Source organism: Streptomyces sp. NPDC036764 (genome assembly GCF_055609385.1).
Genome location: NZ_JBVJPT010000006.1, coordinates 413,647 through 428,691, shown reverse-complemented (window position 1 = coordinate 428,691; position 15,045 = coordinate 413,647). Strand labels below are relative to the sequence as shown.

The window sequence follows — 15,045 nt, the reverse complement described above, 5'->3', positions numbered from 1 at the left end:
CGGAAGTGTCCGACAGGGAACCGCCGCGCCGTCGCGTGCCCGGACCCGCGAAGCCCGCCCGCTCCGGCGGCGCCCAGCGGCGCCCGGGCCCCGGCGCCCGCCCGGCCCGCCGCCCGGCACGCCCACGTCCCGGGGCGCCCGTCGCCATCAGGCTCGGCAGCCCCCGCCCCCGGCTGCGCATGGTCAGCCTGGCCCTGACGCTCGTCCTGATCGCCTTCGTCGTACGGCTGCTGCAGGTGCAGGGCGTCGACGCGAGCACCTATGCCGCCAAGGCCGAGAAGAACCGCTACGTCGGCTACACCCTGGCCGCCGAGCGCGGCGGCATCACCGACCGCAACGGCGTGGCGCTGGCGACCAGCGTGGACGCGTACGACATCACGGCCGACCCCACGCTGTTCTCCCGTGACCAACTGAAGATCGACGACGGCCCCGAGCAGGCGGCCGCGCTGCTCGCCCCGATCCTCGGCCAGGACCAGCAGAAGATCGTCAACAAGCTCCGGCCGGCGAACAGGAACCTGCGCTACACCCTGCTGGCCAGCCGCCAGACCCCGCAGGTCTGGAAGCAGATCAAGGACCTGAAGAGCGCGCTGGCAACCAAGGCGGAGACCGACAAGAGCGCGGTCAACGTCCTCGCGGGCGTCCTCTCCGTCGCCAGCAGCAAGCGGGTGTACCCCAACGGAGATCTCGCCGCCGGGATACTGGGCTGGGTCAACTCCGACGGCAAGGGCGGCGGCGGTGTCGAGCAGCAGCTCGACAAGGCGCTGTCCGGCACGGACGGCGAGATCCGCTACGCCCAGTCCGGCGGCCGGCAGGTCCCCACGGTGAACTCCACCGAGACGCCCGCCGTGCCCGGCAGCGACGTCGAGCTCACCATCGACCGCGACATCCAGTGGGCCGCGCAGAACGCGATCACCAAGCAGGTGGAGGAGTCCAGGGCGGACCGCGGCTATGTGATCGTCCAGGACACCCGCACCGGCGAGATCCTCGCCATGGCCAACTCGCCCGGCTTCGACCCCAACGACCTCTCCGAGGCCAGCAGCGCGAACATGGGCAACGCCGCCCTCCAGGACGCCTACGAACCCGGCTCCACCGCGAAGGTCATGTCGATGGCCGCCGTACTGGAGGAGGACGTGGCCACGCCCGGCACGCATGTCATCGTGCCCAACCGGCTGCACCGCGGAGACCGGCTCTTCAAGGACGACATCGACCACGAGACCTGGTACCTCACGCTCAACGGCGTGCTCGCCAAGTCCAGCAACATCGGCACCATCCTCGCCACCGGCCAGCTCGGCAAGACGCAGCGGCAGTCCAACCGGGTCCTCTACGACTACCTGCGCAAGTTCGGCCTCGGCAGCTACACCGGGCTCGGCTTCCCCGGCGAGACGCCCGGCATCCTGGCCGCCCCGGACAAGTGGTCGACCTCGCAGCAGTACACGATTCCTTTCGGCCAGGGTCTGTCCCTCAACGCGATGCAGGCCGCATCGATCTACTCGACGATCGCCAACGGCGGCGTACGCGTCGAACCCACGCTGGTGCGCGGCACCGAGGGACCCGACGGGCAGTTCACCGAGGCGGCGAAGCCCAAGAAGACCCGGGTCATCAGCGCCCGGACGGCGAGGACCCTCGCCCAGATGCTGGAGTCGGTGGTGGGCGACCGGGAGGGCACCGGTACCAAGGCGCGCATCCCCGGCTACCGGGTCGCGGGCAAGACCGGTACGGCGAACCGCGTGGATCCGGCCACCGGAAAGTACCGCGGCTACACGTCCTCCTTCGCCGGCTTCGCGCCCGCCGACAACCCCCGGATCACCGTGTACTGCGCCATCCAGAACGCCACCCAGGGCAACTACTTCGGCGGCCAGATCTGCGGCCCCATCTACAAGCAGGTGATGGAGTTCGCGCTGAAGACCCTCCAGGTCCCGCCGACCGGGGCCAAGGCCGCCAAGCTCCCGGTCGCCTACAAACCCTGACCACCCTGATCAGCACCGAGCAGCCAGGAACCACCTCGTGACAACGATCACCCCCGACTCCGGGAACCAGGGCACGCCCAGCCCCTCACTTCGCTCTCATGCCGGTGCGCCCGGTACGCTCACCGCCGTGCCACACGCTGATCAGTCCCAAACCACCCAGAAGGGGCATCCTGTGACGTATCCGGGACCGCCCAGGCCGGCCCAGGTCTCCGCCACACCCCTCGCGGAGCTCGCCGGCCAACTGGGTGTCCCCGCGCCGGAACACCAGGACGGCTCCGCCGAGGTCACGGGCATCACCCATGACTCGCGCGCCGTCCGTCCCGGCGACCTGTACGCCGCCCTCCCGGGCGCCCGCCTGCACGGCGCCGACTTCGTCACGCAGGCCGCCGGCCTCGGCGCGGCCGCGGTGCTGACCGACCCGACCGGCGCCGAACGCGCCGCGGAGACGGGACTGCCGGTCCTGGTCGTGGAGGACCCGCGCGGGCAGATGGGCGAACTGGCGGCCACGATCTACGGCCACCCCGGCCGCGATCTGCTCCAGATCGGCATCACCGGCACATCCGGCAAGACCACCACCGCCTACCTCGTCGAGGGCGGCCTGAAGACGCTCAGGTCGACCGGCCTCATCGGCACGGTCGAGATGCGCATCGGCGACGAGCGCATCAAGTCGGAGCGGACCACCCCCGAAGCCACCGACCTCCAGGCCCTGTTCGCCGTCATGCGCGAACGCGGCGTCGACGCGGTCGCCATGGAGGTCTCCAGCCACGCGCTGGTCCTCGGCCGGGTCGACGGCTGCGTCTTCGACATCGCGGTGTTCACCAACCTCAGCCCGGAACACATGGAGTTCCACTCCGACATGGAGGACTACTTCCGGGCCAAGGCGCAGCTCTTCACGCCGAAACGCAGCAGACTCGGCGTCGTCAACCTCGACGACGAGTACGGCCGCAGGCTCGCCGAGGAGGCCACCGTCCCGGTCGTCACCTTCTCCGCCGAGGGCCACCCCGACGCCGACTGGCGCGCCGAGGACGTCGAGGTCGGCCCGATGGACGCCACGTTCACGGTGATCGGCCCCAAGGGCGAGCGCATCGCCGCCACTTCGCCGCTGCCGGGCCCCTTCAACGTGGCGAACACCCTCGCCGCCATCGTCGCCCTGGCCGCCGCCGGCCTCGACGCGCAGACCGCGGCCGACGGCGTGGCCGCCGTGCCGGGTGTGCCGGGCCGCCTGGAGCGGGTGGACGCCGGGCAGCCGTATCTCGCGGTCGTGGACTACGCCCACAAGACCGACGCCGTCGAGTCGGTGCTCAAGGCACTGCGCAAGGTCACCGAGGGCAGGGTGCACGTGGTGCTCGGCTGCGGCGGGGACCGTGACAAGACCAAGCGGGAGCCGATGGGCGCCGCCGCGGCCCGGCTCGCCGACACCGCCGTACTGACCTCCGACAACCCCCGCTCCGAGGACCCGCTCGCGATCCTCGCAACCATGCTCCAGGGCGCGGCGTCCGTGCCGGTGCACGAGCGTGGCGAGGTCCAGGTCTTCGAGGACCGGGCCGCCGCGATCGCCGCGGCCGTCGCGCGCGCCCAGCCCGGCGACACGGTGCTGGTCGCGGGCAAGGGCCATGAGCAGGGCCAGGACATCGCCGGAGTGGTCCGTCCCTTCGACGACCGCCAGGTGCTTCGCGAAGCTATCCAGAAGACCCAGGGATGAACTTGTGATCGCCCTCTCTCTCGCCGAGATCGCAGAAGTCGTCGGCGGGCAGACTCACGACATACCGGATCCGTCGGTCCATGTCACCGGATCCGTCGTCCGGGACTCCCGTGAAGTGGAGCCCGGCAGCCTCTTCGTCGCCTTCGCAGGCGAGCGCGTGGACGGCCACGACTTCGCCGAGGCCGTCGTCGCGGCCGGCGCGGTCGCCGTCCTGGGCTCGCGGCCCGTGGGCGTGCCGGCGATCGTCGTGCCGGACGTGCAGAAGGCGCTCGGCGCCCTCGCCCGTCATGTCGTCCAGCGGCTCGGCGCGACCCTCGTGGCGCTGACCGGCTCGGCCGGCAAGACCAGCACCAAGGACCTGATCGCCCAGGTGCTGCGGAGCAAGGCGCCGACCGTGTTCACGCCGGGCTCGCTCAACAACGAGATCGGGCTGCCGCTCACCGCCCTCAGCGCCACCGAGGACACCAGGTTCCTCGTCCTGGAGATGGGCGCGCGGGGCATCGGCCACATCCGCTACCTCGCCGATCTGACCCCGCCGAGGATCGGCCTCGTCCTCAACGTCGGGACCGCCCACATCGGCGAGTTCGGCGGCCGCGAGCAGATCGCGCAGGCCAAGGGCGAGCTCGTGGAGAGCCTGCCCAAGGACGGCGCCGCGATCCTCAACGCCGACGATCCCCTCGTACGGGCCATGGCATCCCGTACGAAGGCGAAGGTGATCCTTTTCGGAGAGTCCGGCGAAGCGGACGTACGCGCCGAGAACGTGCGCCTCACGGACAGCGGACAGCCGTCCTTCATGCTTCACACACCCTCCGGGTGCAGCGATGTGACCATGCGCCTGTACGGTGAGCACCACGTGTCGAACGCGCTCGCCGCGGCCGCCGTCGCCCATGAGCTGGGCATGTCCGCAAGTGAGATCGCCACCGCGCTCTCCGAGGCGGGCTCCCTCTCCCGCTGGCGTATGGAGGTCACAGAGCGCCCGGACGGCGTGACCATCGTCAACGACGCCTACAACGCGAACCCCGAGTCCATGCGAGCCGCCCTCAGGGCGCTGGCGGCCATGGGAAAGGGACGCCGTACGTGGGCGGTGCTCGGCAAGATGGCCGAGCTCGGGGACGAGGCGCTCGCCGAGCACGACGCGGTCGGACGGCTCGCCGTCCGGCTCAACGTCAGCAAGCTCGTCGCGGTCGGGGGCAGGGAAGCGTCCTGGCTGCAACTGGGCGCATATAACGAGGGTTCGTGGGGTGAGGAGTCGGTGCACGTGTCCGACGCACAGGCGGCGGTCGACCTGTTGCGCAGCGAGTTGCGCCCAGGGGACGTCGTGCTCGTGAAGGCGTCCCGTTCGGTGGGTCTGGAGAGCATCGCCGAGGCGCTGCTCGCGGGCGGCGCCCAGGGTGAGGTCGACGCCCGATGATGAATCAGATCCTGTTCGCTGGTGTCATCGGACTCTTCCTGACACTGATCGGCACACCGCTGCTGATCAAGCTCCTCGCCCGCAAGGGCTACGGCCAGTACATCCGCGACGACGGCCCGCGCGAGCACGCCAGCAAGCGCGGTACCCCGACCATGGGTGGCATCGCCTTCATCCTGGCCACGATCGTGGCGTACTTCCTGTCGAAGGTGATCACCGGAAAGCCCGTGACCTACTCGGGCCTGCTGGTGCTCGGCCTGATGGGCGGCATGGGTCTGGTCGGCTTCCTGGACGACTACATCAAGATCGTCAAGCGTCGCTCGCTGGGTCTGCGGGCCAAGGCCAAGATGGCCGGCCAGCTCCTCGGCGGTATCGCCTTCGCGGTGCTCTCGCTCCAGTTCGCGGACAACCGCGGCAACACCCCGGCCTCCACCAAGCTCTCCTTCGTGCAGGACTTCGGCTGGTCCATCGGCCCGGTGCTGTTCGTCGTCTGGGCGCTGTTCATGATCCTCGCCATGTCGAACGGCGTGAACCTGACGGACGGTCTGGACGGCCTCGCCACCGGCGCCTCCGTGCTGGTCTTCGGCGCCTACACCTTCATCGGCGTATGGCAGTTCCAGGAGTCCTGCGCCAACGCGATGACCCTGACCAACCCGGGCGCCTGTTACGAAGTGCGAGATCCACTCGACCTCGCCGTCGTCTCCTCGGCGCTGATGGGTGCCTGCCTCGGCTTCCTGTGGTGGAACACCTCGCCGGCCAAGATCTTCATGGGTGACACCGGTTCGCTGGCCCTCGGCGGCGCGCTCGCGGGTCTCGCCATCTGCTCCCGCACCGAGCTGCTGCTCGCCATCCTCGGCGGCCTGTTCGTGCTGATCACCATGTCGGTGGTCATCCAGGTCGGTTCCTTCCGCCTCACCGGCAAGCGTGTCTTCCGCATGGCGCCACTCCAGCACCACTTCGAACTCAAGGGCTGGTCCGAAGTGCTCGTCGTGGTCCGCTTCTGGATCATTCAGGGCATCTGTGTGATCGTCGGACTGGGCCTCTTCTACGCGGGATGGGCAGCGGACAAGTGACCGACTGGCAGGGGAAGAACGTCACCGTCGCCGGGCTCGGCGTCTCCGGGATCCCGGCGGCCAAGGTGCTGCACGGCCTCGGCGCGAAGGTCACCGTCGTCAACGACGGCGACGACGCACGCGCGCGTGCCCAGGCGGCCGAACTCGAGGCGCTGGGCATCACCGTGCGCCTCGGTGATGGGGCGACCCTGCCCGAAGGCACCGAACTGATCGTCACCGCGCCCGGCTGGAAGCCGGACAAGCCGCTGTTCACCGCGGCCCGTGCCGCGGGCGTCGAGATCTGGGGCGACGTCGAGCTCGCCTGGCGGCTGCGCGGCCCGGACGCCGCGCCCTGGCTCGCCGTCACCGGCACCAACGGCAAGACCACGACCGTCCAGATTCTGGCCTCGATCCTGAAGGCGGCGGGCCTGCGCACCGCCGCAGTCGGCAACATCGGCGTCTCACTGCTGGACGCGGTGCTCGGCGAGGAGCAGTACGACGTCCTCGCCGTGGAGTTGTCCAGTTACCAGCTCCACTGGGCGCCCTCCCTGCGGGCGCACTCGGCTGCCGTGCTGAACCTCGCGCCCGACCACCTCGACTGGCACGGCTCCATGGAGGCGTACGCCGCCGACAAGGGCCGCATCTACGAAGGCAACCGCGTCGCCTGCGTCTACAACGTCGCCGACAAGGCCACCGAGGACCTGGTGCGCGAGGCGGACGTCGAGGAGGGCTGCCGGGCCATCGGCTTCACCCTCGGCGCCCCGGCCCCCTCCCAACTCGGCGTCGTCGACGGCATCCTCGTCGACCGCGCCTTCGTCGAGAACCGGCAGAAGAACGCCCAGGAGCTCGCCGAGGTCTCCGACGTCAACCCGCCGGCCCCGCACAACATCGCCAACGCCCTTGCGGCGGCGGCCCTCGCCCGGGCCTTCGGGGTGCCTCCCACTGCCGTGCGGGACGGCCTGCGGGCGTTCACCCCGGACGCCCACCGCATCGCTCACGTGGCGGACGTCGCCGGGGTCTCGTACGTCGACGACTCCAAGGCCACCAACACGCACGCGGCGGAAGCCTCGTTGGCGGCGTACGAGTCCATCGTGTGGATCGCCGGCGGGCTCGCCAAGGGCGCCGTATTCGAGGAGCTGGTCGCCAAGTCGGCCGGGCACCTGCGCGCGGCCGTCCTCATCGGCGCCGATCGTGGTCTGATCCGAGAAGCCCTCGCGCGACACGCGCCGGAAGTACCCGTCGTCGACCTCGACCGGACCGACACTGGGGCGATGCTCGCGGCAGTCCAAGAGGCGCAGCGGCTCGCCCGGCCCGGCGACACGGTGCTCCTCGCCCCCGCGTGTGCCTCGATGGACATGTTCGCCAACTACAACCAGCGCGGTGACGCGTTCGCGGAAGCGGTTCGCGAACTCGGCGCGGGCGCCTGACGGCGGGTCTCGGCCACAGCGGGTGCTTCGGGACCCTTGGAGGGACGCGTGACTCGGATGTGGCCGGACGGTTCGTACGCCCACGGCGAAGCGGTGAGCGCCCATGCCCGGTAGCCGTACGGGCCGGCCGCCCGTGCAGCGGGCCGTTCGCAGGCCCGCGACTCCGGGGCCGCCGCGCGACAACCCGGTACGGCGGCTCTACACACGTCTGCAGCGGGCGTGGGACCGGCCGCTGACCGCGTACTACCTGATCCTCGGCGGCAGCCTGCTGATCACCGTGCTCGGTCTGGTGATGGTCTACTCGGCCTCCCAGATCACCGCGCTGCAGATGTCGCTGCCCGGGTCGTACTTCTTCCGCAAGCAGCTCCTCGCCGCCGTGATCGGTGCCGGGCTGCTGTTCGCCGCCTCCCGGATGCCGGTGAAGCTGCACCGGGCGCTGGCCTACCCGATCCTCGCGGGCGCCGTCTTCATGATGGCGCTGGTGCAGGTGCCCGGGATAGGAGTCGCGGTCAACGGCAACCAGAACTGGATCGCCCTCGGCGGCTCCTTCCAGATCCAGCCCAGTGAGTTCGGCAAGCTCGCGCTCGTGCTGTGGGGCGCCGACCTGATCGCCCGCAAGCAGGACAAGAAGCTGCTGAACCAGTGGAAGCACATGCTGGTGCCGCTCGTCCCGGTCGCCTTCATGCTGCTCGGGCTGATCATGCTCGGCGGCGACATGGGTACGGCGATCATCCTGTCGGCGATCCTGTTCGGCCTGCTGTGGCTGGCGGGTGCCCCGACCCGGCTGTTCGTCGGGGTCCTGTCGGTCGCCGGACTGATCGGGCTGGTCCTGATCAAGACCAGCGCGAACCGCATGGCCCGCCTCCAGTGCCTGGGCGCCACGGAACCGCGCAGCGGCGCGATCGACTGCTGGCAGGCCGTGCACGGCATCTATGCGCTCGCGTCTGGCGGAATCTTCGGCTCCGGGCTGGGTGCGAGTGTGGAGAAATGGGGCCAACTACCGGAAGCCCACACCGACTTCATCTTCGCCGTCACCGGTGAGGAACTGGGCCTGGCGGGGACGCTGTCGGTGCTCGCCCTCTTCGCGGCTCTAGGCTATGCGGGTATCCGCGTGGCCGGACGCACGGAGGACCCCTTCGTGAGGTACGCCGCGGGAGGCGTGACCACCTGGATCACCGCGCAAGCTGTGATCAACATCGGTGCGGTGCTCGGCCTGCTGCCGATCGCCGGCGTCCCCCTGCCGCTGTTCTCGTACGGAGGGTCCGCCCTGCTGCCGACCATGTTCGCCATCGGGCTGCTCATCGCGTTCGCACGCGACGAGCCCGCTGCGCGGGCAGCGCTTTCCGTGCGGCAACCCCGCTTTGGTAGAAAGCGTGCGGGAGGCGCCGTGCGTGACCGGGGGCCTCGGAGATGGAACACGATGCGACGGCGTGCCTCGGCGGCGCGTTCGTCCGGAGAGCGGTGAATTTCGGTGCATGTCGTACTCGCCGGTGGGGGGACCGCCGGCCACATCGAGCCCGCGCTCGCCCTCGCGGACGCCCTGCGCAGGCAGGACCCGACCGTGGGGATCACGGCCCTGGGCACGGAGCGCGGCCTGGAGACCAAGCTCGTTCCACAGCGTGGCTATGAACTCGCACTCATCCCGGCGGTCCCGCTGCCGCGCAAGCCCACTCCCGAGCTGATCACCGTCCCGGGCCGGCTGCGCGGCACGATCAAGGCGACCGAGCAGATCCTGGAGCGCACCAAGGCGGACGCCGTGGTCGGCTTCGGCGGCTATGTCGCCCTGCCCGGCTACCTCGCCGCCAAGCGCCTCGGCGTGCCGATCATCATCCACGAGGCCAACGCCCGCCCGGGCCTGGCCAACAAGATCGGCTCGCGCTACGCCGCCCAGGTAGCCGTCGCAACGCCCGACAGCAAGCTGCGCAACTCCCGCTACATCGGCATCCCGCTGCGCCACACCATCGCCACCCTGGACCGGGCCGCCCGCCGCCCCGAGGCCCGCGCGATGTTCGGGCTCGACCCGAACCTGCCGACGCTGCTGGTCTCCGGCGGCTCGCAGGGCGCACGGCGGCTGAACGAGGTCGTCCAGCAGGTCGCGCCCTGGCTCCAGCAGGCCGGAATCCAGATCCTGCACGCGGTCGGTCCGAAGAACGAACTGCCGCAGGTGCACCAGATGCCGGGGATGCCCCCCTACATCCCGGTAAGTTACTTGGACCGGATGGACCTCGCGTACGCCGCGGCCGACATGATGCTCTGCCGCGCGGGCGCGATGACCGTCGCCGAACTCTCCGCCGTCGGGCTCCCCGCCGCCTACGTCCCGCTGCCCATCGGCAACGGCGAACAGCGGCTGAACGCCCAGCCGGTGGTCAAGGCCGGCGGCGGGCTGCTGGTCGACGACGCGGAACTCACGCCCGAATGGGTGCAGCAGAACGTCCTGCCCGTGCTCGCCGACCCGCACCGGCTGTACGAGATGTCCCGCGCCGCAAGCGAATTCGGCCGCCGGGACGCCGACGACCTGCTCGTCGGCATGGTGTACGAGGCGATCGCCTCGCACCGCCGCCAGTAACCGTGTGACGGAGGGCAGGGAGCGTGGCCGGACCGACGACCGCCGAGCGCGGTGAACGCCAGCACGAGTCGTCCGACCCGCCCCTCGCCCGGCGGCGGTTGAGGGTGTCGCGCCTTCGTACGATCATCATCATTACCGTGGTCCTCGTGCTCCTGGGCGCGGGCTCCGTGTGGCTGCTCTACGGCTCCAAGTGGCTGCGCGTCGAGCGCGTATCGGTCGCGGGAACCCGGGTTCTGACGCCCGAGCAGGTCCGCGAGGCGGCCGACGTCCCCGTCGGGGCACCACTGATTTCCGTCGACACCGATGCGATTGAGGCGCGCCTGCGCCGGAAATTGCCCCGAATTGACGAGGTTGACGTAGTCCGCTCCTGGCCCCATGGAATCAGCCTGAAAGTGATGGAGCGTACTCCGGTTCTGATGGTGCAAAAAGACGGAAAGTTCATCGAAGTGGACGATGAAGGTGTCCGTTTCGCCACGGTTTCCACGCCTCCGAAAGGCGTTCCCGCACTGGAATTGACGGTGTCCCGGTCGAGCTCCGCCGCCGCGAGCCTGCGCCGCTTCGGAGAGGGCCGTCTGGTGCGCGAGGCGGTCCGGGTCGCGGGCGCCATTCCGGCCGCCGTCTCCCACGACACCCTGGTCGTCAAGGTCCGTTCCTACGACGACATCTCGCTGGAGTTGCGGGACGGCAGGATCGTCGCGTGGGGGAGTGGCGAGAAGGGAGCCGCCAAGGCTCGCACACTCACCGCTCTCATGAAAGCCTCGCCGCGTGCGCGGTACTTCGACGTGAGCGTTCCCACCGCCCCCGCGTCATCGGGGAGTTGACGCACATCTGCGCAGGCCAACACCCTGGTTGGGCAGCGACATGGCTGATCACATAGGGTGAAAAGAAAAACGGGAGGTTCGGCGTGTTCGTTGAACGTGCGCCACTTGTCGACTTAGTGTCCTGTTCAGAAGACTTCAAGGAACAGACACACTGGTAACCCTAAACTTCAGGGTTAGGGTTCGGGTCGGCGCTACGGACCGTCCCATTCGGCATCAGTCGCCGGTTCCAGAAGCGGAGCGCTTCTTGTGAACCGACGACCCGTAACTCGAGGCGAGAGGCCTTCGACGTGGCAGCACCGCAGAACTACCTCGCAGTCATCAAAGTCATCGGTGTCGGCGGCGGTGGTGTCAATGCCATCAACCGGATGATCGAGGTCGGTCTCAAGGGCGTCGAGTTCATCGCCATCAACACTGACGCACAGGCGCTGTTGATGAGCGACGCCGACGTCAAGCTCGACGTCGGCCGGGAACTCACCCGCGGACTCGGCGCCGGAGCCAACCCGGCCGTCGGCCGCAAGGCCGCCGAGGACCACCGCGAGGAGATCGAGGAGGTCCTCAAGGGGGCCGACATGGTCTTCGTGACGGCCGGTGAAGGCGGCGGCACCGGCACCGGCGGCGCGCCCGTCGTGGCCAACATCGCCCGCTCCCTGGGTGCCCTCACCATCGGTGTGGTCACCCGCCCGTTCACCTTCGAGGGACGGCGCCGCGCCAACCAGGCCGAGGACGGCATCGCCGAACTCCGCGAAGAGGTCGACACCCTCATCGTCATCCCGAACGACCGGCTGCTGTCCATCTCGGACCGCCAGGTCTCGGTGCTCGACGCCTTCAAGTCGGCCGACCAGGTCCTGCTCTCCGGTGTCCAGGGCATCACCGACCTCATCACCACGCCCGGCCTGATCAACCTCGACTTCGCCGACGTCAAGTCGGTCATGTCCGAGGCCGGTTCGGCCCTCATGGGCATCGGCTCGGCCCGCGGCGATGACCGCGCCGTGGCCGCCGCCGAGATGGCGATCTCCTCGCCGCTGCTCGAGGCGTCCATCGACGGCGCCCGGGGCGTGCTGCTCTCCATCTCCGGCGGCTCCGACCTCGGCCTGTTCGAGATCAACGAAGCGGCCCAGCTCGTCAGCGAGGCCGCCCACCCCGAGGCCAACATCATCTTCGGCGCGGTCATCGACGACGCCCTCGGCGACGAGGTCCGGGTCACCGTGATCGCCGCCGGCTTCGACGGCGGCCAGCCGCCGGCCCGCCGGGACAACGTCCTCGGCTCGACCTCCTCCTCGCCCCGCCGCGAGGAGCCCGCTCCGGCACGCCAGCCCGAGAGCCGCCCGTCCTTCGGCTCGCTCGGCAGCGTCACGCCGAAGGAGGAGCCGGAGCCCGCGCCGGAGCCGGTGGCCGACATCCCGGTCGCCCCGCCGGTCCCGCCGTCCCGGACCTACGCCGACAGCGCGGCGGAGGAGCTGGACGTCCCGGACTTCCTTAAGTGATCCTTCTGACGTGATAGGACAGCGCGACACCGTGAGCGGCGCGCACTTCGCTTTCACCGACCGGTGGGGCGGGGTGAGCGCCGCTCCGTATGAGCAGCTCAACCTCGGCGGAGCGGTCGGCGACGACCCCGTGACCGTGACGGCCAACCGTGAGCTCGCCGCCAAGTCGCTCGGGCTGGACCCGGGCGACGTCGTCTGGATGAACCAGGTGCACGGGGCGGACGTCACCGTGGTCGACGGACCATGGCGTGATCGTCCGGTGCCCGAGGTCGACGCGATCGTCACGGCACGGCGGGGTCTCGCCCTCGCCGTCCTCACCGCCGACTGCGTGCCGGTCCTGCTGGCCGACCCCGTCGCCGGGATCGCCGCCGCGGCCCACGCGGGGCGGCCCGGCATGATCGCCGGGGTCGTCCCGGCGGCGCTACGCGCGATGACGGAACTGGGCGCCGACCCCGCCCGGATCGTCGCCCGCACCGGCCCCGCCGTCTGCGGCCGGTGCTACGAGGTGCCGGAGGCGATGCGCGCCGAGGTGGCCGCCGAGGAGCCGACGGCGTACGCCGAGACGAGCTGGGGCACGCCGGCGGTGGACGTGGCCGCCGGGGTGCACGCCCAGCTCGCGCGGCTCGGAGTGCACGACCGGGCGCAGTCACCGGTGTGCACGCTGGAGTCGGGCGATCACTTCTCGTACCGCCGCGACCGCACCACAGGGCGGCTCGCGGGATATGTCTGGCTGGACTGAATGGACATGACGGACCGTAAGGGCGAACTCGCCGCAAACCTGGCGCAGGTGGAGGAACGAATCGCCGCCGCCTGTGCTGCTGCCGGACGTGCCCGCGAGGAGGTGACCCTGATCGTGGTCACCAAGACCTACCCCGCGGACGATGTGCGGATCCTGTCGGAACTCGGTGTGCGCGACGTCGCCGAGAACCGTGACCAGGACGCGGCGCCCAAGGCCGCCGAATGCTCGGATCTGCCCCTCGCCTGGCACTTCGTCGGGCAGTTGCAGACCAACAAGGTGCGGTCCGTGGTCGGTTACGCGAACCTCGTGCAGTCGGTCGACCGCTCCCGGCTGGTGACGGCGCTCTCGAAGGAGGCCGTGCGGCAGGAGCGCGAGGTGGGCTGCCTGATCCAGGTGGCGCTGGACGCCGGCGAGAGCGCGCGGGGCGAGAGGGGCGGTGTGGCGCCGGGCGGCATCGAAGAGTTGGCCGGACTCGTCGCGAAGGCTCCCGGTTTGCGGCTGGACGGGCTGATGACCGTCGCTCCCCTCACCGGGGAGTTCGCGGGTCGCCAACAGGCGGCGTTCGAGCGGTTGATGGATTTGTCGACCGACCTGCGCCGAGCTCATCCGACTGCGAACATGGTGTCGGCAGGGATGAGTGCGGATCTCGAAGAGGCGGTGGCGGCGGGTGCGACACATGTGCGCGTCGGCACTGCGGTACTCGGAGTCCGCCCCAGGCTCGGGTAACGTCGCCAAGAAGTCGGACCACAGCAGAAAATATGGTCAATGTCGCCGAAAGGCTGGCGTAACGACCCCGTGGATCGCGGGCACTTGGCAGTCGCCGATCCACCACAGAGCGGAGGACTCAGAGAATGGCCGGCGCGATGCGCAAGATGGCGGTCTACCTCGGCCTCGTGGAGGACGATGGGTACGACGGCCGGGGGTTCGACCCCGATGACGACTTCGAGCCCGAACTGGACCCGGAGCCCGAGCGGGACCACCGACGGCATGAGCCGTCCCACCAGTCGCACAGTGCACATCAGTCCCAAAGGGACGAAGAGGTGCGAATCGTGCAGCCGCCCGCGCCTCGTGAGCCTGTGGCCCGTGCGACTTCGCTACCCGCGGAATCCGGCCGCCCGGCGCGCATCGCGCCCGTGGCGTCCATCACACAAGAACGCGCAAGCCTGGAGAAGAACGCACCGGTGATCATGCCCAAGGTCGTGTCGGAACGAGAGCCGTACCGGATCACCACACTTCACCCCCGGACCTACAACGAGGCCCGTACCATCGGGGAACACTTCCGTGAGGGCACCCCGGTGATCATGAATCTGACTGAGATGGATGACACAGACGCAAAGCGACTTGTCGACTTTGCGGCTGGTTTGGTGTTTGGTCTTCACGGCAGCATCGAGCGGGTGACGCAGAAGGTGTTCCTGTTGTCGCCTGCTAACGTCGATGTCACGGCGGAGGACAAGGCCCGCATCGCAGAGGGCGGGTTCTTCAACCAGAGCTGAGACGCACGACCGGAAGACAGCACGGAACAGGGGAGAGGGAAGCACCAGTCATGAGCGTGGTCTTGCAGGTTCTTTACATCGCGCTGATGGTGTTCCTCATCGTGCTCATCTTCCGGTTGGTCATGGACTACGTCTTCCAGTTCGCCCGCTCATGGCAACCCGGCAAGGCGATGGTGGTCGTTCTGGAGGCCACCTACACTGTCACTGATCCACCGCTGAAGCTTCTGCGGCGGTTCATCCCGCCGCTGCGTCTCGGGGGCGTGGCGCTCGACCTGTCCTTCTTCGTGCTGCTGATCGTCATCTACATCCTGATCACGTTGGTACGAGGCGCGATGTGAACGATGTGACAGATACGGTCTTGCCGACTGCCGACGACTACGTTGAGG

13 protein-coding genes are annotated in these 15,045 nt (G+C 69.5%); all 13 read left to right on the top strand.

Annotation, left to right across the window (positions count from 1 at the left end; all coding sequences use genetic code 11):
• The first annotated feature begins 5 nt into the window (after positions 1–5).
• The 13 genes from ACZ69Q_RS24775 to ACZ69Q_RS24715 all read left to right on the top strand — a co-directional run bounded on the left by ACZ69Q_RS24775 (position 6) and on the right by ACZ69Q_RS24715 (position 14,997).
• Positions 6–1,967, top strand: coding sequence for a peptidoglycan D,D-transpeptidase FtsI family protein (locus ACZ69Q_RS24775; RefSeq protein WP_471045531.1), 1,962 nt, complete (start codon positions 6–8; stop codon positions 1,965–1,967).
• Between the two features lie 172 nt (positions 1,968–2,139).
• Complete coding sequence (locus tag ACZ69Q_RS24770) at positions 2,140–3,669, top strand: UDP-N-acetylmuramoyl-L-alanyl-D-glutamate--2,6-diaminopimelate ligase (protein ID WP_471045528.1); 1,530 nt, start codon at positions 2,140–2,142, stop codon at positions 3,667–3,669.
• A 4-nt stretch (positions 3,670–3,673) separates the two neighbouring features.
• Complete coding sequence (locus ACZ69Q_RS24765; protein ID WP_471045525.1) at positions 3,674–5,080, top strand: UDP-N-acetylmuramoyl-tripeptide--D-alanyl-D-alanine ligase; 1,407 nt, start codon at positions 3,674–3,676, stop codon at positions 5,078–5,080.
• On the top strand, positions 5,077–6,150 hold the full coding sequence (gene mraY, locus ACZ69Q_RS24760) for a phospho-N-acetylmuramoyl-pentapeptide-transferase (protein WP_471045522.1): 1,074 nt from the start codon (positions 5,077–5,079) through the stop codon (positions 6,148–6,150). Before ACZ69Q_RS24765 ends, mraY begins: the two co-directional genes overlap by 4 nt.
• Entirely contained in the window at positions 6,132–7,556 is a 1,425-nt protein-coding gene (murD, locus tag ACZ69Q_RS24755) for a UDP-N-acetylmuramoyl-L-alanine--D-glutamate ligase (protein WP_471045519.1), read from the top strand. The genes mraY and murD overlap by 19 nt, the downstream gene beginning before the upstream one ends.
• A gap of 103 nt (positions 7,557–7,659) precedes the next feature.
• Positions 7,660–9,021: a putative lipid II flippase FtsW gene (gene ftsW, locus ACZ69Q_RS24750; protein WP_471045516.1), complete on the top strand. Its 1,362-nt coding sequence runs from the start codon at positions 7,660–7,662 to the stop codon at positions 9,019–9,021.
• Between the two features lie 6 nt (positions 9,022–9,027).
• The gene (murG, locus tag ACZ69Q_RS24745) at positions 9,028–10,122 is read left to right on the top strand and encodes an undecaprenyldiphospho-muramoylpentapeptide beta-N-acetylglucosaminyltransferase (RefSeq protein WP_030955152.1); all 1,095 of its coding nucleotides are present in this window, start codon (positions 9,028–9,030) and stop codon (positions 10,120–10,122) included.
• 23 nt (positions 10,123–10,145) lie between these two features.
• Positions 10,146–10,943 (top strand): cell division protein FtsQ/DivIB, encoded by a 798-nt coding sequence (locus ACZ69Q_RS24740; RefSeq protein ID WP_471045513.1) that lies wholly within the window; start codon positions 10,146–10,148, stop codon positions 10,941–10,943.
• Between the two features lie 287 nt (positions 10,944–11,230).
• Positions 11,231–12,427, top strand: coding sequence for a cell division protein FtsZ (gene ftsZ / locus ACZ69Q_RS24735; RefSeq protein ID WP_471045511.1), 1,197 nt, complete (start codon positions 11,231–11,233; stop codon positions 12,425–12,427).
• A 10-nt stretch (positions 12,428–12,437) separates the two neighbouring features.
• Positions 12,438–13,166 (top strand): peptidoglycan editing factor PgeF, encoded by a 729-nt coding sequence (gene pgeF, locus ACZ69Q_RS24730; protein WP_471045510.1) that lies wholly within the window; start codon positions 12,438–12,440, stop codon positions 13,164–13,166.
• 6 nt (positions 13,167–13,172) lie between these two features.
• The gene (locus tag ACZ69Q_RS24725; protein WP_471045509.1) at positions 13,173–13,892 is read left to right on the top strand and encodes a YggS family pyridoxal phosphate-dependent enzyme; all 720 of its coding nucleotides are present in this window, start codon (positions 13,173–13,175) and stop codon (positions 13,890–13,892) included.
• A 125-nt stretch (positions 13,893–14,017) separates the two neighbouring features.
• Positions 14,018–14,659: a cell division protein SepF gene (locus ACZ69Q_RS24720; RefSeq protein WP_030950524.1), complete on the top strand. Its 642-nt coding sequence runs from the start codon at positions 14,018–14,020 to the stop codon at positions 14,657–14,659.
• Positions 14,660–14,709: 50 nt separating this feature from the next.
• A complete protein-coding gene (locus ACZ69Q_RS24715; RefSeq protein WP_471045506.1) occupies positions 14,710–14,997 on the top strand; it encodes a YggT family protein in 288 nt (95 codons plus the stop codon).
• Positions 14,998–15,045 lie beyond the last annotated feature (48 nt).

What these genes read in the sequence shown, in the direction of transcription:
- ACZ69Q_RS24720 (WP_030950524.1), top strand. Translation starts at nt 14,018, where the DNA reads ATGGCCGGCGCGATGCGCAAGATGGCGGTCTACCTCGGCCTCGTGGAG.
- murD (WP_471045519.1), top strand. Translation starts at nt 6,132, where the DNA reads ATGGGCAGCGGACAAGTGACCGACTGGCAGGGGAAGAACGTCACCGTC.
- ACZ69Q_RS24725 (WP_471045509.1), top strand. Translation starts at nt 13,173, where the DNA reads ATGACGGACCGTAAGGGCGAACTCGCCGCAAACCTGGCGCAGGTGGAG.
- ftsW (WP_471045516.1), top strand. Translation starts at nt 7,660, where the DNA reads ATGCCCGGTAGCCGTACGGGCCGGCCGCCCGTGCAGCGGGCCGTTCGC.
- mraY (WP_471045522.1), top strand. Translation starts at nt 5,077, where the DNA reads ATGATGAATCAGATCCTGTTCGCTGGTGTCATCGGACTCTTCCTGACA.
- ACZ69Q_RS24715 (WP_471045506.1), top strand. Translation starts at nt 14,710, where the DNA reads ATGAGCGTGGTCTTGCAGGTTCTTTACATCGCGCTGATGGTGTTCCTC.